The following is a 22,506-nucleotide window of genomic DNA, read 5'->3' as shown; positions in this document are numbered from 1 at the left end:
GTGTCGTCCCTTGCGCTGTACCGCCGCTATCGCCCCGAGTCCTTCGCCGAGGTCATCGGGCAAGAGCACGTGACCGACCCGCTGCAGCAGGCGCTGCGGAACAACCGGGTCAACCACGCGTACCTGTTCAGTGGGCCGCGCGGGTGCGGCAAGACGACCAGTGCGCGCATCCTGGCGCGCTGCCTGAACTGTGAGCAGGGGCCGACGCCCACGCCGTGTGGCGTTTGTCATAGTTGCGTGGACCTCGCGCGTAACGGGCGCGGGTCGATCGACGTGATCGAGATCGACGCGGCGTCGCACGGAGGCGTGGACGACGCCCGTGAGCTGCGGGAGAAGGCGTTCTTCGGGCCGGCCAGCAGCCGGTACAAGATCTACATCATCGACGAGGCCCATATGGTCACCTCGGCGGGCTTCAACGCCCTGCTGAAGGTCGTCGAGGAACCCCCGGAGCACCTGAAGTTCATCTTCGCGACGACGGAGCCCGAGAAGGTCATCGGGACGATCCGGTCGCGTACGCATCACTATCCGTTCCGGCTGGTCCCTCCGGGGACGCTGCGGGAGTACCTGGGCGAGGTGTGCGAGCGGGAGGGCATTCCGGTCGAGGACGGGGTGCTGCCGCTGGTCGTACGGGCCGGGGCGGGGTCCGTACGGGATTCGATGTCCGTCATGGACCAACTGCTGGCCGGGGCGGGTGCGGCCGGTGTGACGTACGCCATGGCCACGTCCCTGCTCGGGTACACGGACGGGTCGCTGCTGGACTCGATCGTGGAGGCGTTCGCGGCGGGGGACGGGGCGGCGGCCTTCGAGGTCGTGGACCGGGTGATCGAGGGCGGGAACGACCCGCGGCGGTTCGTGGCCGACCTGCTGGAGCGGCTGCGGGACCTGGTGATCCTGGCGGCGGTGCCGGACGCGGGGGAGAAGGGCCTGATCGACGCACCGGCCGACGTCGTGGAGCGGATGCAGGCGCAGGCGTCCGTGTTCGGCGGCGCGGAGCTGGCCCGGGCGGCGGACCTGGTCAATGCGGGGCTGACGGAGATGCGCGGCGCGACCTCGCCGCGGCTTCAGCTCGAACTGATCTGTGCGCGGGTGCTGCTGCCCGCCGCATACGACGACGAGCGTTCGGTGCAGGCGCGGCTGGACCGGCTGGAGCGCGGCATGAGTGTGGCCGCGCTGGGGGCGGCGGGCGGCGCCGGGGCCGGGGCCGGCCTGCCGGGCGGGCCACCGGTGGCGGCCGGGGGCGGACCGGCGGCCGGGTACGTGCCGGGTCCCGAGGGGCACGCGGTGATGCCGCCGTCTGCCGGGCCGTCCGGGCCCGCGGCGGCTCGTGCGGCGGTGCGCGGGGCCGGGGCGGCGCCGCCCGTACCGATGGGTGGTGAAGGCGGTCAGGGGCCGGCGGCGCCGGCCGGTGGTGGCGGGGTCGCGTCCGGTCCTGCTCAGGCTTCCGCTCCGGCTCCGGCTCAGGGGCAGGAGCAGGGGGGCGTGCAGGCCGGTGGTGGCACTGGGGGGCGGCCGGGGGCTTGGCCCGGTAGTGCCGGGGCCGGGCCAGGGAGTACGGGGCGGCAGCCCGGCGGGTGGCCGTCGGCGGTCGCGCCGGGGCAAGGCGGGCAAGGCGGGCAGAGCAGCCAGGGTGGCCAAAGCGCTCAGGGTGCCTGGAGTGGTGCTTCGGGTGGTGCTGCCGGGGCGTACGAGTCGTCCGAGTCGGTGCCGTCCGCGCCCGTACAGCCGCAGCAGCCGCAGGCCGGGGGCGGTGCTGCCGGGATGGCGCAGGGTGCGGCGCAGGTGCGGCAGATGTGGCCGGAGATCCTGGAGGCCGTCAAGGGCCGGCGACGTTTCACGTGGATCCTTCTGAGCCAGAACGCTCAGGTCAGCGGGTTCGACGGAACCACGCTGCAGATCGGCTTCCCCAACGCCGGGGCCCGCGACAGCTTTGCCAACGGCGGCAGCGAGGACGTGCTGAGGGAGGCACTGGCCGAGAAATTCCATGTGCAGTGGCGGGTCGAGGCGATCGTCGACCCGTCGGGCGGTACGAATCCTCCGGGCGGTGCCCCGGGCGGGGCACCCCGCGCCGGTGGTGGCTTCGGCGGCGGAGGCAACGGCGGCGGCTTCGGTGCCGGGGCCGGCGGTGGTGGCGGTTACGGCGGGCCGGTGGCCGGGGCGCCGCAGCAGTCCGCGCCCGCGGCGCCTTCGCCGGGCGGTCCGGCCGGGTCAGGGTCCCCGTACGAGCACGGCGGAAGCGGATCCGCGGGCGGTGGACAGGGCGCGCAGGCGGCGCGGCAGGCCGTGGCGTCCTCGGGGCCCGGGGCTGGTGGTGCCGGCGGGATCAGTGGTGCCGGTGGGGCTCGTACGACGGGGGGTGCGCCGGCGGACTCCGCGTATCGCGAGCCGGAGGCCCCGCCGGTGTCGATCGAGGACGACATGCCGGCCGAGGACGACCCGGATCTGGTCGACTCCGCGCTGAGCGGGCACGAGCTGATCGTGCGCGAGCTGGGGGCGACGGTGGTGGAGGAGTACAACAACGAGTGAGGGGGAGGGGCGACAAGGCGATCGGGAGGGCGACAAAACAAACCGGTGGTCGGGGTTGTTTTCGCGGTTGGCCGGTTGGCCGGTTGGCCGGTTGGCCGGTTGGCTGGTCCGTCGGTCCGTCGGGTGCGGCCCGGTTCCGCGCGGCTGGGCTTGGTTCCGTACGGCTGAGCCCGGTTCCGTACGGCCCGGCACAGTCCGGGGTCGCTCGGCCGGCGCGGCGGCGACGGGCGGTGAGGTGCCGTGACCGGCGCGTGAACGGGTGGGAACCGGGCATGCGGCAGGGGTCCGGGCGTACACCCGTGCTCCTCCGTACGGCGTAGGGCGCACCGCCCTCGGAACACGTAGGCTCGGGCTACCGCACAATCGTTGTCGTATGGCAGGAGTCACGTCGTGATCCCCGGTGGTCAGCCCAATATGCAGCAGCTCCTCCAGCAGGCCCAGAAGATGCAGCAGGATCTGGCTGCGGCCCAGCAGGAGCTCGCCGAGACGCCCGTCGAGGGCTCGTCGGGAGGCGGTCTGGTCAAGGCGACCGTGACCGGTTCCGGTGAGCTCCAGGGGCTGGTCATCGACCCCAGGGCGGTGGACCCGGAGGCGGCGACCCCCGAGGAGACCGCCGAGACCCTCGCGGACCTGGTCCTGGCCGCGGTGCGGGACGCCAACGCCAGTGCCCAGAAGTTGCAGCAGCAAAAGCTCGGTCCGCTGGCCCAGGGCCTGGGCGGCGGCAGCGGGATTCCCGGTCTCCCCTTCTGAGGAGGAGCCAACTAGCGTACGCAATACGGCAGAAGAGAGAGAAGACGTTCCGTGTATGAAGGCGTGGTCCAGGATCTGATCGACGAGCTGGGCAGGCTGCCCGGCGTCGGTCCCAAGAGCGCGCAGCGGATCGCCTTCCACATTCTTCAGGCCGAGCCCACCGATGTCCGCCGGCTCGCGAACGCGCTGATGGAGGTCAAGGCGAAGGTCCGGTTCTGCAGTGTGTGCGGCAATGTCGCGCAGGACGAGCAGTGCCGGGTCTGCCAGGACCCGCGCCGCGACCCGGCGGTCATCTGCGTCGTGGAGGAGCCCAAGGACGTCGTGGCGATCGAGCGGACCAGGGAGTTCCGCGGCCGGTACCACGTCCTGGGCGGGGCGATCAGCCCGATCGAGGGCGTCGGCCCCGATGACCTGCGGATACGGGAGCTGCTGGGGCGGCTCGCGGACGGCACGGTCACCGAGCTGATTCTGGCCACCGACCCGAACCTGGAGGGCGAGGCCACGGCCACGTACCTCGCGCGCATGATCAAGCCCATGGGCCTGAGAGTGACGCGGCTGGCCAGCGGCCTGCCGGTCGGAGGCGATCTGGAGTACGCGGACGAGGTCACGCTCGGGCGGGCCTTCGAAGGGAGGAGACTTCTCGATGTCTGATGCCATGCTGCACAACGCTTCGCAGGACCCGGACGATTTCGCCGTTCAGATCTCCGACTCGATCGAGAGCTTCATCGTCGCGGTCACGGAGGTCGCCAAGGGCGACGAGCCGGACAGCGCGGTGCCGTTCCTGCTGCTGGAGGTCTCGCAACTGCTGCTCACCGGCGGTCGGCTGGGCGCCCACGAGGACATCGTCCCGGACGAGCGCTACGAGCCGGACGTCGGCCCCGAACCGGACGTGGACGACCTGCGCGAGCGCTTCGCGGCCATGCTGGACCCGGTGGACGTCTACTCCGAGGTCTTCGACCCGTACGTCCCGCGCAGCGCGCCCGTGGCCTGCCGGATCTCCGACGACCTCGCCGACATCATCACGGACCTGCGGCACGGCCTGGCGCACTATCGGGCGGGCCGGGTCAGTGAGGCCCTGTGGTGGTGGCAGTTCTCCTACCTCTCCAACTGGGGGCCGACCGCCTCCGCCGCGCTGCGCGCGCTGCAGTCGCTGGTCGCCCACGTACGCCTGGACCAGCCGCTGGACGAGCTGGACGGGCTGGACACCGACAGCAATACCGACGGCGAGGAGGCGCTCGCCGAGGAGGCCGGGAAGGTCATGGCGGCGGAGATCGCGGGGCCGCTGGGGCTGCGGCAAGTGTGACGCCCGCGGGCTGCCGTGCCGCATGATGCCGTGTGTTCCGCGTGATGCCGCGTGTTCCGCGTGTGACCTGACTTACGTTTCCGTGTGCTCCGTCCGCGAGCGGGCAGGGAGTGGCCGAGCGGGCGCAACGGTGCGCCACGCCGGTCCACGGCGGTGCACGCGTACGGCGTGCTGTGCGAGACGTACGGCGTACGGCGTACGCGCAACGAAACGTGCGGCGTACCGTGCGAGACGTACGGTGTACGACATACGGGCGACCGCTGTGATCACGGAGCTGCCGTGATCATGGAGTGAGCGCAATGTCTCACCATGTGGTATTGGCGAGGCGGATTCCGCCTGCTCGCTAAACTGAGCCGACCGCAGTACCCCCATCTCCGGGGGTCCGGGGGGAAACTCCCGAAGAGACAGTTGCGAGGAGCGCACGTGGGCCTTGTCGTGCAGAAGTACGGCGGCTCATCCGTTGCGGATGCCGAGGGCATCAAGCGCGTTGCCAAGCGAGTCGTCGAAGCCAAGAAGAACGGCCATCAGGTGGTCGTCGTGGTTTCGGCGATGGGCGACACGACGGACGAGCTGATCGATCTCGCTCAGGAAGTGTCCCCGATGCCGTCGGGGCGCGAGTTCGACATGCTGCTGACCGCCGGAGAGCGGATCTCCATGGCGCTGCTGGCGATGGCGATCAAAAACCTCGGTCACGAGGCGCAGTCCTTCACCGGGAGCCAGGCCGGTGTGATCACCGACTCCGTGCACAACAAGGCGCGGATCATCGATGTCACGCCGGGCCGGATCAAGACCTCCGTCGACGAGGGCAACATCGCCATCGTCGCCGGCTTCCAGGGTGTCTCCCAGGACAAGAAGGACATCACGACGCTGGGGCGGGGCGGGTCGGACACGACCGCCGTCGCGCTCGCGGCGGCCCTGGACGCCGATGTCTGTGAGATCTACACCGATGTGGACGGTGTCTTCACCGCCGACCCGCGGGTCGTGAAGAAGGCCCGGAAGATCGACTGGATCTCCTTCGAGGACATGCTGGAGCTGGCGAGTTCCGGCTCCAAGGTGCTGCTGCACCGCTGTGTGGAGTACGCACGCCGTTACAACATCCCGATTCACGTCCGCTCGTCCTTCTCGGGGCTGCGCGGCACCTGGGTCAGCAACGAACCGCAAGGGGACCAGCCGATGGAGCAGGCAATCATCTCGGGCGTCGCGCACGACACCTCCGAGGCGAAGGTCACGGTCGTCGGAGTTCCGGACAAGCCGGGCGAGGCCGCGACGATCTTCCGCGCCATCGCGGACTCCGAGGTCAACATCGACATGGTCGTCCAGAACGTGTCGGCCGCGTCCACGGGTCTGACCGACATCTCCTTCACCCTCCCCAAGGACGAGGGCCGCAAGGCCGTCGCCGCCCTGGAGAAGACCCGGGCCACGGTCGGCTTCGACTCGCTGCGTTACGACGACCAGATCGCCAAGATCTCGCTGGTCGGCGCGGGGATGAAGACCAACCCCGGGGTGACGGCGACGTTCTTCGAGGCGCTGTCCAACGCCGGTGTGAACATCGAGCTCATCTCGACATCCGAGATCCGCATCTCGGTCGTCACCCGCGCCGATGACGTCAAGGAAGCCGTGCGGGCCGTGCACACCGCCTTCGGCCTGGACAGCGAGAACGACGAGGCCGTGGTGTATGGCGGCACCGGCCGATGACCTCGGCCTTCGCGGGCCGTACGGGACACCAGGACCGTACGGCCCGTAAGCCGCATCTCGCCGTCGTCGGGGCCACCGGCGCGGTCGGCTCCGTGATGCTCGGCATCCTCTCCGAGCGGGCCGACGTCTGGGGCGAGATCCGGCTGGTTTCCTCCTCCGCTCCGGCAGCCGGCCGCAAGCTGGCCGTACGGGGCGAGGAGGTCGAGGTCCGCGCGCTGGACGAGGACGTCTTCGACGGGATCGACATCGCGATGTTCGACGTCCCGGACGAAGTCGCCGCGCGGTGGGCGCCGATCGCCGTCTCCAAGGGCGCGGTGGTAGTGGACAATTCAGGCGCTTTCCGGATGGATCCGGATGTGCCGCTGGTCGTCCCCGAGGTCAACGCCTCCGCGGCGCGGGTCCGTCCGCGCGGCATCATCGCCAACCCCCACTGCACCACGCTGTCGATGATCGTGGCGCTGGGTGCGCTGCACGCGGAGTACGGACTCAGCGAGCTGATCGTCTCCACCTACCAAGCCGTCTCGGCCGTCCCCGGGGCGGGCAACGAGGGTGTCGACACCTTGCGGGCGCAGCTCTCGGCGGTCTGCGGCATGGAGTTGGGGACGGCGCCCGGTGACGTACGGCGGGCGGTGGGTGACACCCTCGGGCCGTTCCCGGCGCCGATCGCGCTGAACGTCGTACCGTGGGCCGGGTCCTTGCGTGAGGACGGCTGGTCCTCCGAGGAGCTCAAGATCCGCGAGGAGTCCCGCAAGGTCCTGGGGCTGCCGAACCTGAAGGTCACCGCCACCTGCGTACGGGTGCCGGTGATCACCGCCCACTCGCTGAGCGTGCACGCGCGGTTCGAGAACGAGGTCACGGTCGCCGGGGCGCACCAGATCCTGGCGACGGCGCCCGGTGTCGTCCTCAGTGACGACCCGGCGCAGGGTGAGTTCCCCACGCCCGCGGACGTCGTGGGCACCGATCCGACCTGGGTCGGCCGCGTACGCAGGTCGCTGGACGACCCGAAAGCGCTGGAGCTGTTCGTGTGCGGGGACAACCTGCGCAAGGGCGCGGCACTGAACACCGTGCAGATCGCCGAGGCGGTGGCGGCGGAGCTGAACGGTTAGGACATACTTTGAGGGACCTGTGAAGGACCCGTGAGCGAATCGTTGGTCCGAATCACTTGAACTGGGCCGCCGGGGTGTTCGACTATTCGCTCCCCGCCTTACTGCAACCGGCAGTTGGGCGGGGAGCGTCTTTGTCGCCGCCCCACAAGGGCGCTGACGAAAACTGGGGCATTGGGGAAGAGCTGGTACGCATGAGGGCAGGTGACCCGCCGTCAAAGACGGTGCCTTGCGCGTACAACCCTGATGGGGGGAAGCGTGTCCAACAAGCGTGGCAGAGGTACTCGGTATCGCGATCGCCCCGGGGGGCACCGGCAGCACGATGGTGCGGCCGGGGCATGCCCGTACGCCCGGAGGCATGCCGGTGATCGCCCCGTGGCCTGCCGCGCAGCCCGCGCAGATGCCGTCCCAGCGTGGGGACGCTGACGACGCGATGGCAGTGGGCACGACAGTCGACCATCTCACCGAGACCTATCGCGCGCACTACCGCTCGCTGCTGGGTCTCGCCGCGCTGCTCCTGGACGACACCGCCTCGTGCGAGGACGTCGTCCAGGAGGCGTTCATACGGGTGCACTCCGCGCGCGGGCGGGTGCGCGACCCCGAGAAGACCCTCGCCTATCTGCGGCAGACGGTCGTCAACCTCTCCCGTTCCGCCCTGCGCCGACGCATTCTCGGCCTGAAGCTGCTCTCCAAGCCGATGCCCGACATGGCCAGTGCGGAGGAGGGCGCGTACGACCTGCTGGAGCGCGACCAATTGATCAAGGCGATGCGTGGGCTGCAACGGCGGCAGCGCGAGGTGCTCGTGCTGCGGTACTTCGCCGATATGACCGAGGCACAGGTCGCCGAAACGCTGGGTATATCGCTCGGCTCGGTGAAGGCGTACGGCTCCCGGGGTATCGCGGCGCTGCGCGTCGCCATGGAGGCTCCGGCATGACTGGCAAGCAGTTCGGCCCGTACGACCCGTACGACTCGCACCATCCCGAAAAGCCGCACGGCTCCCCGCACCCGAACGGCACCGGGCACCCTTTCGGCTCCGGACAGACGTCCGGCTCCAGCCGTGCGCCGGGTTCCGGCCGTGCGACATCCGGCGATGGACGTCCCGATGGCGCGAAGCGTCCGCACAGCACGGGAATGTACGGCACTTCCGAGCGCCGGAACACCCCTGAACGGCACCGTGATCCCGCGTGCCCCAGCCGTCCCGAGAAGCAGGAGCGCAGCGATCCTGCGTGGGAGGGCCGAGCAGAGGACCGCGCCGAGGACCGCAGGGATTCCGAGGACCGTACGAGAGTCGAGGACCGTACGGGTGCTGTGGGCCGTACGGGTGCTGTGGGTCGTACGGGCTCCGAGGGGAGCGGCGGAGACGGTGGCACCGGGGACGGCGGTGACGGCCGCAGGGGCGGTGGCAGCGGTGGCGGTGACGGGGCCGGCGGAGACGCGGACGGGGTCGATGAGCAGCAGCTCAGGCGGCTGCTGCACGCCGTCGTCGGCGACCTTCAGCCCGCACCGGACTCGCTGGAGCACCTGCGCCGCGCGGTCCCCGCACGCCGCCGACGCCGTCGGCACGCCGTCGTGGGCATGGCCGCCGCGTTGCTCCTCGGTGGCACCTCGATCCCCGCGATGGTGCGCGTCGCCAGCTTCGACGACGGTCCCGAGGACCGTCCCGCCAACGCCGCCAGCAGCCAGCGCACCCCGGGAATCCCCGGCGGCTCGCACGGCGAGGGCACGGAGCACCGTAACCAGCCGCCCGTAGGCCCTGGCAGCAAGAAGGAGGGGCCGGGCAAGCCGGGCGGCAAGGACGCGGGCAAGCCGAAGAACGGCACGGTGTCCGGTCCCGGAGCCGGCACCCCCGACCCGTCCGAGACCATGGACGCCACCTCGCCGGTCTGCACGCGGGCGCAGCTCGGCCGGGGCTCCGGCACGGTCGGTCCGGCGGACTCGGCCGGCCGGATCTACGGAACCTTCCGGGTGGTCAACACCTCCAAGAGCACCTGCTCGGTCGAGGGGGGCGGAGCTGTGGGGGTGACCGTGCAGGGCGCCGCCGAGATGTCCCGTATCCATGTCGTCGACCACACCGCGGGCGACGACGCCCCCGGCCTGCCCAATCCGGTCACCACCCCCGACAAGCTCGTTCTGGAGCCCGGCGCGGCGTACGAGATCAAGTTCGCGTGGATCCCGGCGGCCGGCGGCGGTACGTCCGGGTGCGCCACTCCCGGCACCTCGCCCACCCCGGTTCCCTCGCCGAGCACGGGCGGCGGGACCCCGGGCAGCCCGAACTCGGCCGACGCCAGTGGTGGTGGCGGTGGCGGGGCCGGCAACGGAGCCGGCAGCGCGCCCGACAGCGGAACCGGCAGCCAGGCGGGGGGCAACGACGGCGTACCCTCCGGCGGGCAGCTCCCCGCGGGCGTGGTGCTCAGCCACACGCCCGAGGCCGGCGAGCCCGCGGCGGCGGACACCAGGATCCCGGATGCGTGCGCCGGCACGGTGTACCGCACCCAGGCGCTGCCGGCCCACTGACGCGGGCAGCCCAGGTCCCGACGGCCGGGGCCGCGCCGTGGAGGGGACGGTGCGGCCCCGCCGTCCGGGCTCCGCGCCGCGCCCCGTACCGTTGAAGGCGTGTATCGATTCCTGCTGACCCCGCGGTGGTGGGGAATCAACGTCTTCGTCGTGCTGGCGATCCCCTTCTGCATCTTCATGGGGACCTGGCAGCTCGGCCGTTTCGAGGACCGTGTCGATACCCATCAGCAGCAGGAGAACCGCACCTCCGCCGCCCATACCGCGCCGGCCCGCCCCCTGGACGAGCTGCTGCCCGTCGACAAGGTCACCTCCGGCCGCCAGGTCCGCGCGACCGGTCGCTATGACGCCGGGCACCAGATGCTCGTACCGGACCGCGACCTGGACGACAAGCGTGGTTTCTACGTCCTGACGCTGCTGCGTACGGAGAGCGGCAAGGCCCTCCCGGTCGTACGGGGCTGGCTGCCCGGAGACGCGGACGCGCGGGCCGACACGGCGAAGGTACCCGCCCCGCCGCGCGGCCGGGTGACGGTCACCGGCGCCCTTCAGGCGTCCGAGAACCAGGGCACCAAGGGGGTGCGGGCCGAAGGCGGCCTGCCCAAGGGCCAGCTCGGCATGATCAGCGCGGCGTCGCTGGTCAACATCGTTCCGTACGGGGTCTATGACGCGTGGGTGACCGTCGCCGATGCCCCGGCCCCGCTGCGGGCCGTCCCGCCCGTCGCCGCAGAGGGCAGCGGGCTGGATCTCAAGGCGTTCCAGAACCTCGGCTACACCGGTGAGTGGTTCGTCTTCGTGGGCTTTGCCCTGTTCATGTGGTTCCGGCTCTTCCGCCGCGAGGTGGAGGCCGCCAAGGACGCCGCCCTCGGCATCCTCCCCGAGACGCCTGCTCCGTCCAGCGGCGGAACGGCAACGCCCAAGGCCGAGGACAAAGCCAAGGCTGAAGGCAAGGCCGAGGCCAACGCCGAGAACAAGCCCAAGGACGAGAACAAGCCCGTCCCGCAGTCCTGACCCGCCCCGGCCCAGGACTTCCCTCGCCCACAAGCTCACGGCTCCCACCGCGCACCACCCCCGTTCCGCTCGCCCCGCCCCGCCCCGCCCTGTCCGGCTTCGCCCCGAGCCCGCGCCTGCCGTCACTGCTCCTACGAAGCCCCGTCCCCGTCGCCCGTCCTCCTTCCTCCTCCCCCTCCCCGCCTACGCCGTGGCCTCCGGACCGCCGCTCATACCAAGGTGACGGCGGGCGAAGTCCAGTTCCAGACGGATCTGCTTGATGCGTTCTTCCACGACCAGCGAGCCGTGACCCGCGTCGTAACGATAGACCTCGTGCGGATGGCCGCGCTCCTCCAGGCGCCGGACGTAGTTCTCCACCTGGCGGATCGGGCAGCGCGGGTCGTTGACCCCCGCCGAGATGTAGACCGGCGCCCGTACCGCGTCGACGTACGTCAGCGGCGAAGACGCCTCGAAGCGCTCCGGCACCTCCTCGGGAGTCCCGCCCAGCAAGGTGCGGTCCATCGCCTTGAGGGCCTCCATCTCGTCGTTGTAGGCCGTGACGTAGTCCGCGACCGGTACTGCCGCCAGGCCCAGCGACCAGGAGTCCGGCTGCGTACCGAGACCGAGCAGCGTCAGGTAACCGCCCCACGAGCCGCCCGCCAGCACCAGCCGCTCCGGGTCCGCGAGCCCGGAAGAGACGGCCCATTCCCGCACCGCCGCGATGTCCTCCAGCTCGATCAGCCCCACCCGGTGCTTGAGCGCGTCCGTCCACTCCCGGCCGTACCCGGTCGAACCGCGGTAATTGACCCGTACGACCGCGAAGCCGTGATCCACCCACGCGGCGGGCGCGGAGGCGAAGGCATCGCTGTCGTGCCACGTCGGGCCGCCATGGATGTCGAAGACGGTCGGGAACGGGCCCTCACCGGCCGGCTTCTGTACGAGCGCGTGGACCCGGCCGCCCGGCCCCTCGACCCATGCGTCCGTCACCGGCACCGAACCCGGCGCCTTCATCCCGGGCGGGTCGAGCACGACCTGCCCGCTGGTGGAGCGGACCGCCGGTGGCTGAGCGGCCGAGGACCACAGGAATTCCACCGAACCGTCCGGCCGGGCGCCGGCCCCCGAGACCGTGCCCGTCGGCGTCTCCACCCGGGACAGCGCACCCGTCGCCGTTTCGTAGCGCCACAGCTCACCGCGCGCCTGGTACTCGTGCTCCACCAGCAGCGCCGACCCGTCCGGATACCAGTCCGCGCTGACATCACCCGGCAGATCGATGGCCAGGGCGCTCTCCTCACCCGTCAGCGGATTCCAGATCATCGGCTCCCAGCGGCCACGGCGCTGATGCCCCACGAGCAGCCGCGCATCCCCGTCCACCGGCGCAAAGCCCATCACCGACAGGCCCAGCTCCTCGGTGCCGCCCCTGGTGTCGTCCAGCTCGGCGACCGTGGTGCCGTCCGGCCGTACGACGCGGATCGCCGAGTGCATCGCATCACCGTGCTCGGTGTGCTCTATCGCGATCAGCGAGCCGTCGTGCGAGAGATCGCCGACCCCCGCCGACTCGCGGTGCCGGTAGATCTCCACCGGCTGCTGCCCCGGCCGTACGACATGAATGGTCGAGCCCTCTTCGTCCGTCGATCGGCCGACGACCGCCGTCCCGTCCCGCCCGAGCGCCAGCCCGGCAGGGTAGGAGGGCTCCAGCCCGGGAGCCGCCGGCTCGTCCGCACCGCCACCGAAGGGCTGGCGCATCCACACCCCGAACTCGTCCCCGTCGGTGTCGGAGAACCACCAGATCCACTCGCCGTCCGGCGTCAGCGTCCCGTCCGTCGTACCGTTCGGCCGGTCCGTCGCCTGCCGCTGCTCGCCGCTCGCCCGGTCCCACGCGTACAGCTCGAAGGTTCCCGTCGCGTTCGAGACGAACAGCGAACGGTCCGGCGCGTCCCGGGCCCAGTCGGGCAGCCCGACCCGCGGCGCCCGGAACCGCTTCTCCCAGTCCGGCATGGATTCGCTCGTGCCGGTCGTGTCGGTGGCGCCCGTCGTACGCGCCATGCCTGCCATGCCCGTCGTCTCGTCAGTCATGGGCCCATTCTGCTCCGGCCGCCGAAAATCCGTCGGCGCGGCCGTCGACCTGTGGATAACTTCCTCCACACGCCGCTGAACAGCGGTTCTGCGGACCGGCGCAGGGCCAGCCGCGCATGTGGGACGAGCGCCTCCCGATCCATGCCGCCAGTGAGTACGTCGACCGGAAGGGCTTCCCGCGCTGTCGCGACGTGACCCCCGACTCCGAGCCTGCGGGAAGTCGCGAACATCATCGGCAAGACCCTGATGCACCTCCAGTGCCACATCGGGCATACGGGCATCGGATCGCTGCGTCGGCTTCCATGCACCCCCTGGACCGAAACCGCCGCCTCACTCGTGCCCCCGGCGGCCCACCCGATCACCGAAGAACTCAAACCGGCTCCGCCGGCCCGCCGACCACTCCGCATTCCCCTCAGGCATTCCCAGAAAGGCCCCCGCCCCTGAAGCCGAAGCATCGCCGAGTGAGTTGATCGCGACGTCGGGTGCGGGGAACACCGGCGCCGCTCATTCCTGGCATCGTCGCCTGTTCCTCGGCGCGCACCGCCGCCAGTGACGTACAAATCCAAGTGCGTGTTGTGCGCTAACGGCAGTGTGTACGGGGAAGCCGACGGGTGCTGTCAGAATCCGATGCACCTAGAAGTGGCTTGGATGGGGGCCTGGTCCTGATCTGGGACGGTGTCCCTCTCACCTGCTGTGGTGGCACGTCGGCGTCCGTAGTCGTCTACTGCTGTACGGTGATGCCGATTCACGAACGCGACACGCCGTGTTGCTGTCGCTCACTGGTGAGGCCACAGCCAGGGGATGCGAGTGGTGACGACTTTCACCGTGGCACGGTTACCGCCAATAGTCTGCCGTCCCCGAGATGGAGCCAGCCCCGGCCAGGAGTAGCAGGGCTGGCAATGACGGAGTTTCCAATCTTGATGCCGATCAAGTCGCCGGAATTCCGATCCTGCGGGGACAGCAGGAGGCCGCGGTGGGCTTTCTGGGCCTCCCGCAGCCAGTAGTGGCTGTGCTGGAGTTTGCTTTCATCGCCGCCCAGGGCCAGTGCCAAACCGTCATCGAATCCGTGCCGGATTAGGTTTTTCAGCAGGCGCCAGGCATCACACCTATCCAAGATCTCCGCATCGTCCATCACGATAACGGTCGGGTCGTCAGTAGAGGCCACCGACAAAACCTCGTCGAGTTCGTCGTAACCGATGTCGTCCCCTATGAGGTGAGCCACCACTTCATCTCGGTTGGCCAACTCCCTCAAGGGTGACGGCCTGGGCGTGACCAGCACGAGCCGGGTACCGGCTGCGAGAAGAGAGCGTGCGATGGTTACCAGTGTCGTGGAGCGCCCCGACCTGGCCGGTCCGGCCACAACGAACGCCGGAGCTGTGCCGCAGGACAGATCGGGGCCGTACGCGGTCAGGTCGTCGCCTCCGACCCCGGCGAGCGCCCACAACGCTGATGCCGCCGGTGCACGCATCGTCCATGCCTCATCGAAGCTGATACTGGACGGCAGCGCGGCAGAGTGTTTCTGTGCATCCAACGCATCGCGGGCTGCATCCCAGAGGCCGAGCAGCAGGACGTGATCTTCTGGTACCAGATGCGCCATGTGAGAGAACGCGACGAGCGCCTCGCGATCGGGCAATTCGTCATGCGTGTACCAGCGGATCCATGCATCAGCAGAGACGCCTGTCTGCTCCTCCATGGCGGTGAATGACCACTGCCGCTTAAGTCTGTGCTGGTCCAGAACGCGGTGCAGCGTGCGCAACTCTGATCGAGCCGGAGAGTAGTCCACTTCGAACTCTCTGCTCTCCACGCCGTAGAACGTTGCGTTCGCCGGCCGTCGCTCCTCCACCGCGTCAGCCATCTTCACAAAGCCCTCACTGCGGCGGACTACACCGAGGAAGATCCTCAGTGCGTCCTTGTCGTGCCACAGGGCCTGTGATGCATTGATGATCAGGCCCTTCAAGGACTCCTCCGCGTAATTGAACCGCGCAGTGGCCTGGTCCTTATTGTCAGGAGCCTCGGGGCTGGCCGAAGGCTCTTCCCCTGTCGGCCTGCTTGTGTCCTTGATGCCCTGCGCCCACTCCCGCAAGGCTTCGAAGGGGGCAGCAATGTCACCTACGGCATCGTCACCGGCAGATGCAGTGGTAACTCCCGGAGAGTGTACTGATGCTTGTGTAACCGTTTCTCTGAAAACCTGCTTCCACAGGCCCCTGAAGCGGTCTACCTCGCTGTTCACATCATGGCGTCCAGCGTCTTCGGCCAAGGCGGCGACGATGACGTCGAGGCGGCCCCGTGGAGGGAGGTCAGGTTTTTGGAAGGTGTCCAGCACTGCTTGGTGGTTCACTATCCAGTAGTCCTGCGCGTCCTTCCCGATGCGGTCGCGAATGGTCCGCGCCGATGGGAGTCCTGCGTCCAGTCTCAGGGCGTGAAGCTCATCGTTCAGCTTCTTCAGATCGGGCTGATCAGCCAGCTCGGGCCTCTTCCACGGCTGGGCGGCCATGATCTTCCCCCCTCCGATGGTTCTGTGTCATCTCTTGTAAGCCAGACGCGCCAACATCTGTACACATGAGCGCCGGAATCCGTCGCGCTTGGTCAGACGTTGGCTGTTCCTGGTCGATGTTGTCAACGGTTGTCTTGGGGGCGTCAAGGCCGCAGATGAGGCGGTCACGCTGGTTGCACAACCCGTTTCGCACTGAAAGCAGGTCCTCATGGAACAGATCAGCGTGCGCCTCGTCCTTCTCCTGTTGATTGGTGCTCTCGTCGGCGTCCTGACCCTGCACGCTCCCGAAGCCGGGGCGGCCGTAGTGGCAGCCACCACGGTGGTGGCCGTACTCGCCCAGCTCATGGCTCGCGAGTGACTTCTCGTCGGGCAGCGCTCGATGTCGGCTGGAGATGTGTTCTGGTACGAATGGCCGCTCGTCGGTAGTGGGTAGGGACGTTGTGCCCTAGTCCGATGCAGATGCTTAGCGGGGACGGCGCTTCGGTGGTACCGGGCCGGGGATGACGTCCAGGCCCATGTGTTCCTTGAAAAGGTGCACCAGGTTCGCTCCGTCGAGGAGTTCTAGGCGCCCGTGTTCGCTGGCGAATGCCTCGCTGGCACGGCCGAACCAAGAGGTCGTCACGAGTATGCCTTTGGCTGCCCGCTTGTGTTCCACCACGCCGGCGAGTGCGGACACCGTCTCGAACGGCACCACTTTGGCAGTGCGTTTTGCCTGGATGATGCATAGCCCTTTCATGACGGGGTCGGTGTTCATGGCGACCGCGTCGACCCCCTCGTCCTGTGACGGCTGCGTGTTGACGCTGTCCAGCCCGATGGCTTCGAACAACTGCCGGACGAGGTGCTCGAATTCCGTGGGCGTCAGGTCGGTCAGTACAGGCCGGCTGTCCAGGCCCGCGACGACGTCCATGCTGTCCATGAGCCGGAACTTGGACAGGTCGAATGTGACCAGTGGGCGCACCGGTTCCAACTCGTATGGGTTCGGCGAGATAATGGAGCGGAGCCGTTTGAGACAGGCCCGAGGGTCCACCTGTGTCAGCACTAGCTGGTTGAACTCTTCCCGATCCGCTTGAAGCGTGACCAGGCATGGATGTACTTCGCGCCCGGTGGCTCGGTCGATGGTGGCCACATGACCGTTCAACGCAATGGACCGCACCACCCCCTCGGTGTCGGCGGAGAAGAGCTCGTACACGGTTCGCAGGGCGGTCTGTGCCAGGACCGACGCGTACAGCTCCTTACGTTCCTTTTCCGGACGCGGGACCGGCGTGAACTCGTCGCGCGTCTTCACGTACCGGTATGCACGAGCTGTGGGAACCACATCCTCCAGCGGCAGATCGATCTGGACGAGCAGGTCACCGGTGTCGGCCTGGTACCGCACCTGATGGGCTCTCGGGAAGTCGTGCGGGTATGCGGAAGCAGCCAACACCTGGTCGATGAACCACTCGACAGCATCGACATCCCTGTCCCGGTAGGCGTTGCGGCGCTCCTCGACAGCGGCGTTCCATTCCTCGACCCGGGCCGTCTTCTGCCGCATGCGCTCTTCGTGCCGGGCGCGCGCCTCTCGGAGCTTCTCCAGACGCTTCTGTTCGTCACGTGAGTGGTCTTGCAGAGCCCTGTCGAACCGTTGACGGGCCGCCTCCATCTCCGCGTCATACCGTTTACGGCCAAAGCCGAGTGCCCCAAGCCATCTTTGTGGAGGCTCGGGCTCGTACTCTTCCCAGCACGGCAAGGGCCTATGTGTCGACATGCCCGTCTTGGGGGCGAATGCCGATGGCGTGAATTCCTGCCGGAGCGCGTCGAATGACAGGGGGCGGTGGTCCAGCACCGCCGCGCGCAGCAGCGTCGAAAGCTGCTCGACGTCGTGCTCGATCACGCTCGTTCGGTCGATGGCTTGCTGGGCGCGGGCAGCCTCATACGCCAGCTTCTCTTCGCGCGCCCGCCGCTTGGCCTCGGCCTCAGCCGCCTTCCGGGCCCGCTCTTCCTCCTTGGCCAGTCGTGCCAGTTCCCGTGCGTACGGGTCGCTGCTGCCCGCCCCGCTCCTGCCCGCCACCTTGGCCCCCCTCCAGGTCCGCGCGTGATCGCCCAGTCGCACCTTCCGCAGTATTCCGAACGGAATCGACCGCGTCTGGTCCCGTTGTACCCGCTCGACGGCACGCGTGTTGATCTTGAATTCGGCCATGCTCAGCCCGTCGCGTTCAGTGATACCCAGCGTAGGCGGCACCACTGTCAACAGATGGCCGTCCTCGGCGCTGTGCCGAGGACGGCCGGGCGCTCCGTCTGGCGCCTTCCGTGTACCGCAGGTCTGCTCGAGTCAGCCGGAGCGATGAGGCGTTGTGACCCAAGTGACAGAAAGAGGCGCCCCTTGGTCCCAGTGGTGACGTGGCGTGGATCACTGGGCGTCACCCGCGGATTGCTGAAGCGCATTCTCGGAGGGTGTGACGTGGGATAGGAGCCTTCTGGGAGGCGGATTCCGAGACCGGCTCCCAAGAGGCAGCGATAACAGGTCAGGGGCCCGACCCGCTTTCGCGGATCAGGCCCCTGACCTGGTGTTCCTTCAGTCGGGGTGGCGGGATTTGAACCCACGACCTCTTCGTCCCGAAGCAATCTTGGTGCCTGATGGGGCAGGCACCCGGGTGGCGCTGAGCTGCGCGAACAGTCCCTGAGCGTCCGTGGGCGTACGTGAGTGTTCGCCTCCGTTGTCACGCAGTTAGACACGCAGCCCTTACGGCGGATTCCTCTGGTCGGCCCTCCGGAGTCGCCCTCCGATGGCTGTAACACCCCGGGGGATGGGGGTGCCGCCACGCCGAGTTCTGCCCGCACGGACGCCTGGAAGGCGGCTATCGGATCTTGCATGGCCAAGACTGCGTGGGACGCTTCGTCACGTGTGCCGCGCGTTGTCTCCAAGGCGCCGGCTGCGTCCCATGCGGCCTCGAACATAGCCGCCGCGGCATCTGGCGTAGTTCCCTCGGACAGGATGGAGATCTCGGCAGTCAGATGCTCCGCCTCTTCAAGGAGCCCGTGCACTTGCTGTAGTGCGTCCTGGATGATCTCCAGGTGCACCGTATCGAAGACCATCACATCGTCGGTGGGCTGAGGCACATCGGTTTCGCGGACGGTGAGTAGCGTCATGTATCCGGCCCGCCGGAGCCGCGCATACTCCTCTTCGTTGGGCAGGGAGGCACACGCACTCCAGAGGATGCGTTCGGTCTCCTTGATCTTGTAGAGCAGCTCTTTGGCGGCGCGGAAGCGTTCCGCGTGCCACCTGCGGAGGTCTTCGGCAGCTCTCCTCTCGCGCTCAGCCCTCTTCTGAAGGACTTGCGTCAAGATCGCTGCTGCCAGGGTTCCGCCCACGCCGAGAGCCGCGAGCAGAAGCTGAAGTGTCGATGGGCTCACGGCCGGAGGCTAGCGCCCCCCTGGGTGTTACAGCCCCGCTCGCCGGACAGGTGGGACAGCTCGGTTTCTCCCTGTCCCACCTGTTTTCGCAGCTCAAACCGACTACTGGGACAGTCGGACAGGTGGGACACCTCTTGTCCACCATCTCGGATCACGATCATACGAACCGGGTCCCGGACACTTCGTCCGGGCCCTCTGCTGTTGGGTGCTTGACGCTCGGCTGGGCGGACGGGAAAGACCATCTGTCCAGCGCGACGACCGGCTCGGTACCGTGAAGCGGGCCCCTACAACCAGGAGGCATCACGCAATGCGTGGTCTTGGAGATCACCTAAGCATCGGCGAGCGCATCGCGTTCTACCGGAAGCGCCGCGGCTACACGCAAGAGGTGCTGGCCGGTCTGGTCGGTCGTAGCACTGACTGGCTCGCGAAGATCGAGACCGGGCGCCGGAAGCCGCCCCGCATCGACATGCTCGCGGAGCTATCACGCATCCTGCGCGTGCCCCTCGGGGACCTGCTCGGACAGACCGTCCTCATGGAAGACGAGCGCCAACAGGACGACGTCCCCGCCGTACGAGACGCTCTCATGACCCCACGCCGCCTCTCGCGTCTGCTCTTCGGCCCCCAGGCTGAGACTCAGCTACCGACACCCGCCCCCGTGGCCGTACGGGTGGAGCAGGCATGGAACGACTACCAGGGCGGACGGCTCGGCAGTGTCATCGCCGCTCTTCCCGCACTGCTTCAGACCGCACAGGAGTTGGAAGATCGCGCGGCGCGGCGCGGCGACGACCGTAGCGATTGTTGGGCAGTGTCGGCCCGTACGCACCATCTCGCCGCTACGACGCTCGCGAAGATCGGTGAGTCTGACATCTCATGGCTCGCTGCCGAGCGCGCGATGCGAGCCGCTGATGAGTCGGACGATCCGCTCGTGCTGGCATCCGCGGCCCGGTCCGGCACGCATGCTCTGCTTGCCAATGGGCGCTACGACGATGCTCTCGAGCTGGGCAACGCTGCGGCAAGGTGGCTGTCATCCCGGGTGACAGAGAACGACCCGGCCGCGCTCAGCTTGCTCGGGATGATCCACCTGCGTGCCGCAGTCGCGGCAGCGAGGCATCAGGACCGGCCCACCGCAACGGGGCTGTTGGACCGTGCCGAAGAACTCGCGGACGACCTTGGGTCGGATGAGAACTACTGGCAGACCGGATTCGGGCCGACGAACGTCCTGCTCCATCGCCTGTCCGTTGAGCTGGACCTGGACAACGTCTCGTACGTGGTGGAACACGGCCGGATCAACGTCGACCACATGCCGCAGGAGCGCAGCGTTTCCCACCGCATCGACTACGCGCGGGCTCTGTCGCTCGCTGGCCAGGGAGACGAGGCGTTTGCGGAGCTGCGTACTGCTGAGCGCACGTCGCCGCAGCTTGTACGCAACAATCCGAGGGTGCGCGAGACGTTGCGGGGCCTGATCAAGCAGTCTCCCGTGACCGGCGGATCGCGTTCGTCCGAGGTGTTCGTGATGGCGCAACGGTGCAGGGCGGTGCAGTGAGTTCAGGTAAGCGCGGCGTGCTCGGGGTCGTCGGGTCGGCGGCCGGGGGTGTAGAGGCACTGCGTACCGGTCTGGTCGAACCCGCGATGGACCGCGGATGGCAGGTGGCCGTCACGCTAACGCCGACCGCAGGTCAGTGGCTGCGGATGAGCGGGGAGGTTGAGCGGCTGGAGCGGCTCACCGGCCTACCCGTACGCGACGAACCGCGCCTGCCTGGTGAGGCCCGGCCGCATCCGCCGGTTGATTGCTACGTGGTCGCTCCCGCCTCCGCCAACATGGTCGCCAAGCTCGCGACTGGCCTGATGGACAACCAGGCGCTGACCCAGGTTGGCGAGGCTATCGGCACCTTCGGTCTGCCGGTCGTCGTCTTCCCGCGGGTGAACGCGGCGCATGCTCGCCACCCCGCGTGGAAAGGTCACATCGACGCTCTTCGGGCTGGGGGAGTGCGCGTCGTCTACGGCCCCGACGTCTGGCCGCTGTACGAGCCGAGGGAAGCGCCGGCGGGGCGGGAACTTCCGTGGGCCGCAGTGCTCGATGCCGTGGAGGAAGCCACGCAATGACGATATGTCAACCTGCCTGACCTACAAGGAAATAGGACCCGGACAGTCTGTCCGGGTCCTCTTCCATTCCCGGCCGCATGCTCATTGCCATGTCAGGGATCAATGAGCGAAGCGGCGATTTGGGAGGTCTGACTCCCACGGAACTTGCCTTGATCGAAGCGAGTTTGAGCGAGGCGCGCGCCACGGTTGAACGACTGCTGCGCCGTGCGGACGAACTCACGGCGAGGGTGGAGTCCCGTCGCCGACAAGCTGCTCAAGGCGGTCCAGTCGCTCACCGAGCAGACGAAGAGCGTCATGAATCGAGCTGAGTTCTGCGGCCAGTGCGGCGAAGGCAGGGCTACTGCCCGGCTCGGTGCCGAGCGGCATCGAGGGGTCACGGACGAACGTCCCGCGGCCTTGTTGGGTGAGAACCAATCCCTCGTCGCGGAGCTGGCCGTATGCGCTCTGCACGGTCATGAGCTGCACGCCAAGGTCTTTGGCGAGCTTACGAGCCGCAGGGAGCCGGTCTCCCGGGCCGTACTCGCGGTTGGGGCCCGTGATCTTCTTGCGGAACTCCGCAGCGATCTCCTTGGCTGTGGGCGTCTGCTTGGGCGCTTCTGGGCTCTGCTCCATGAGTTCGAGAGTAGCCGGACCTAGGTCAATCTCTGCTCTTCGCCCGAACCCCCTTGACAGTGAGATTGACCTAGGTCAATCTGTAGTCACGCGCCGACGGGTCCCGTGAAAACGGGAGCCCCTCCGGGGGTTGCCGCGCCCGTCGGGAGTGTCTGACCTTTGACAATTCAATGGGGATCATGCCGCCTCTCCTCGGCCAAGTAGGCGGCGCACGCGGGCTCTGATCCGTGTGCTGAACAGCGCAATCGCCCTGGTGGTCACAGGCCGGGTTTGACTCCTGGCCGGGGCGCTGAGGGCGGCCGTCTCTCGCCACTTCATGACCACGGCCGCCCTGTCCCTTCACATAAAGCGCGATCCAAGGACGACCCGCTTCCTCACAACTGATCAGGAGCAGGTATGACTTACACCGAGACCTTCGAGACCATCCGCTACGCCGCCGACGTCGTCGTCACCACGGCCGACGGGTACGTTCTGCTGATCGAACGTGGCTGGGACCCGTTCAAGGGCCAGTGGGCGCTGCCCGGCGGGCACGTCGACCCCGGCGAGACGAGCCGCGCCGCCGCCGCCCGCGAACTCGCCGAAGAGGCCGGCGTGCACGCAGCACCGGAAGAGCTGCACCAGATCGGCACGTTCGACCAGCCCGACCGCGACCCGCGCGGCAGGTACGTCACCGTTGCCTACCACCTGGCCGTCATCCCCGGAACGATCATCGACGCTGGCGATGACGCGACCAACGCCCAGTGGTGGCCCCTCAGTGACCTGCCGCCGCTCGCGTTCGACCACGCCGACATCATCGACGCGGCTGTGGAGCCAACCTCCTGAGACGCCGCACCTAACCGCCCCGATGGTCGCAAGGCCGGGTTCGACTCCCGGCCGGGGCACCACCCTCGCCGTAACAGTGGCAGGGGGTTGCACAACCCGGACGGTCGCCTCTCACCACCAGGCCACGACCGCCCGGCACG

At 68.5% G+C, this 22,506-nt stretch carries 17 protein-coding genes; 13 read left to right on the top strand and 4 right to left on the bottom strand.

Features of this window, described 5'->3' with window-relative positions:
• The 9 genes from KGS77_RS15720 (at window position 1) to KGS77_RS15680 (ending at window position 10,893) form a co-directional block, all read left to right on the top strand.
• Complete coding sequence (locus KGS77_RS15720; RefSeq protein WP_242581935.1) at window positions 1-2,523, top strand: DNA polymerase III subunit gamma and tau; 2,523 nt, start codon at window positions 1-3, stop codon at window positions 2,521-2,523.
• Between the two features lie 390 nt (window positions 2,524-2,913).
• Window positions 2,914-3,273, top strand: coding sequence for a YbaB/EbfC family nucleoid-associated protein (locus tag KGS77_RS15715; protein ID WP_242581934.1), 360 nt, complete (start codon window positions 2,914-2,916; stop codon window positions 3,271-3,273).
• Between the two features lie 51 nt (window positions 3,274-3,324).
• Window positions 3,325-3,924 carry a recombination mediator RecR gene (gene recR, locus KGS77_RS15710; protein WP_242581933.1) on the top strand — a complete coding sequence of 200 codons (600 nt, stop codon included), beginning with the start codon at window positions 3,325-3,327 and terminating at the stop codon, window positions 3,922-3,924.
• A complete protein-coding gene (locus KGS77_RS15705) occupies window positions 3,917-4,576 on the top strand; it encodes a DUF5063 domain-containing protein (RefSeq protein WP_242581932.1) in 660 nt (219 codons plus the stop codon). Before recR ends, KGS77_RS15705 begins: the two co-directional genes overlap by 8 nt.
• A 423-nt stretch (window positions 4,577-4,999) precedes the next feature.
• Complete coding sequence (locus tag KGS77_RS15700) at window positions 5,000-6,271, top strand: aspartate kinase (protein WP_242581930.1); 1,272 nt, start codon at window positions 5,000-5,002, stop codon at window positions 6,269-6,271.
• On the top strand, window positions 6,268-7,377 hold the full coding sequence (locus KGS77_RS15695) for an aspartate-semialdehyde dehydrogenase (RefSeq protein WP_242581927.1): 1,110 nt from the start codon (window positions 6,268-6,270) through the stop codon (window positions 7,375-7,377). The genes KGS77_RS15700 and KGS77_RS15695 overlap by 4 nt, the downstream gene beginning before the upstream one ends.
• 319 nt (window positions 7,378-7,696) lie before the next feature.
• A complete protein-coding gene (locus KGS77_RS15690; RefSeq protein ID WP_242587493.1) occupies window positions 7,697-8,308 on the top strand; it encodes a SigE family RNA polymerase sigma factor in 612 nt (203 codons plus the stop codon).
• On the top strand, window positions 8,305-9,888 hold the full coding sequence (locus tag KGS77_RS15685; protein WP_242581924.1) for a hypothetical protein: 1,584 nt from the start codon (window positions 8,305-8,307) through the stop codon (window positions 9,886-9,888). Before KGS77_RS15690 ends, KGS77_RS15685 begins: the two co-directional genes overlap by 4 nt.
• Before the next feature lie 99 nt (window positions 9,889-9,987).
• The gene (locus KGS77_RS15680) at window positions 9,988-10,893 is read left to right on the top strand and encodes an SURF1 family protein (RefSeq protein ID WP_242581921.1); all 906 of its coding nucleotides are present in this window, start codon (window positions 9,988-9,990) and stop codon (window positions 10,891-10,893) included.
• 183 nt (window positions 10,894-11,076) lie between these two features.
• Here the strand turns inward: KGS77_RS15680 and KGS77_RS15675 are convergent, their stop codons facing one another.
• Window positions 11,077-12,867 (bottom strand): prolyl oligopeptidase family serine peptidase, encoded by a 1,791-nt coding sequence (locus KGS77_RS15675; RefSeq protein ID WP_242587492.1) that lies wholly within the window; start codon window positions 12,865-12,867, stop codon window positions 11,077-11,079.
• Between the two features lie 898 nt (window positions 12,868-13,765).
• Window positions 13,766-15,439, bottom strand: a complete 1,674-nt coding sequence (locus tag KGS77_RS15670) for an ATP-binding protein (protein ID WP_242581920.1) — start codon at window positions 15,437-15,439, stop codon at window positions 13,766-13,768.
• 208 nt (window positions 15,440-15,647) lie between these two features.
• Here KGS77_RS15670 and KGS77_RS15665 point away from each other — a divergent pair, with 208 nt between their 5' ends.
• A complete protein-coding gene (locus KGS77_RS15665; protein WP_242581918.1) occupies window positions 15,648-15,797 on the top strand; it encodes a hypothetical protein in 150 nt (49 codons plus the stop codon).
• A 105-nt stretch (window positions 15,798-15,902) separates the two neighbouring features.
• Here the strand turns inward: KGS77_RS15665 and KGS77_RS15660 are convergent, their stop codons facing one another.
• A complete protein-coding gene (locus KGS77_RS15660; protein WP_242581915.1) occupies window positions 15,903-17,615 on the bottom strand; it encodes a restriction endonuclease in 1,713 nt (570 codons plus the stop codon).
• Between the two features lie 1,521 nt (window positions 17,616-19,136).
• Between KGS77_RS15660 and KGS77_RS15655 the strand changes: the two genes are divergently transcribed.
• Window positions 19,137-20,372: a helix-turn-helix transcriptional regulator gene (locus KGS77_RS15655; protein ID WP_242581913.1), complete on the top strand. Its 1,236-nt coding sequence runs from the start codon at window positions 19,137-19,139 to the stop codon at window positions 20,370-20,372.
• Entirely contained in the window at window positions 20,369-20,932 is a 564-nt protein-coding gene (locus KGS77_RS15650; RefSeq protein ID WP_242581911.1) for a flavoprotein, read from the top strand. The genes KGS77_RS15655 and KGS77_RS15650 overlap by 4 nt, the downstream gene beginning before the upstream one ends.
• A 216-nt stretch (window positions 20,933-21,148) precedes the next feature.
• On the opposite strand, the gene KGS77_RS15645 is transcribed toward KGS77_RS15650, so the two are convergent.
• Window positions 21,149-21,544 carry a winged helix-turn-helix domain-containing protein gene (locus KGS77_RS15645; RefSeq protein ID WP_242581909.1) on the bottom strand — a complete coding sequence of 132 codons (396 nt, stop codon included), beginning with the start codon at window positions 21,542-21,544 and terminating at the stop codon, window positions 21,149-21,151.
• Window positions 21,545-21,940: 396 nt separating this feature from the next.
• On the opposite strand from KGS77_RS15645, the gene KGS77_RS15640 reads away from it, so the two are divergent.
• Window positions 21,941-22,366, top strand: a complete 426-nt coding sequence (locus tag KGS77_RS15640) for an NUDIX hydrolase (protein WP_242581906.1) — start codon at window positions 21,941-21,943, stop codon at window positions 22,364-22,366.
• Window positions 22,367-22,506: the final 140 nt, after the last annotated feature.

Source organism: Streptomyces sp. MST-110588 (assembly GCF_022695595.1).
Taxonomy (GTDB): domain Bacteria; phylum Actinomycetota; class Actinomycetes; order Streptomycetales; family Streptomycetaceae; genus Streptomyces.
Note: the sequence above shows the minus strand (reverse complement) of the source record. Positions and strands in the feature narration are given on the sequence as shown.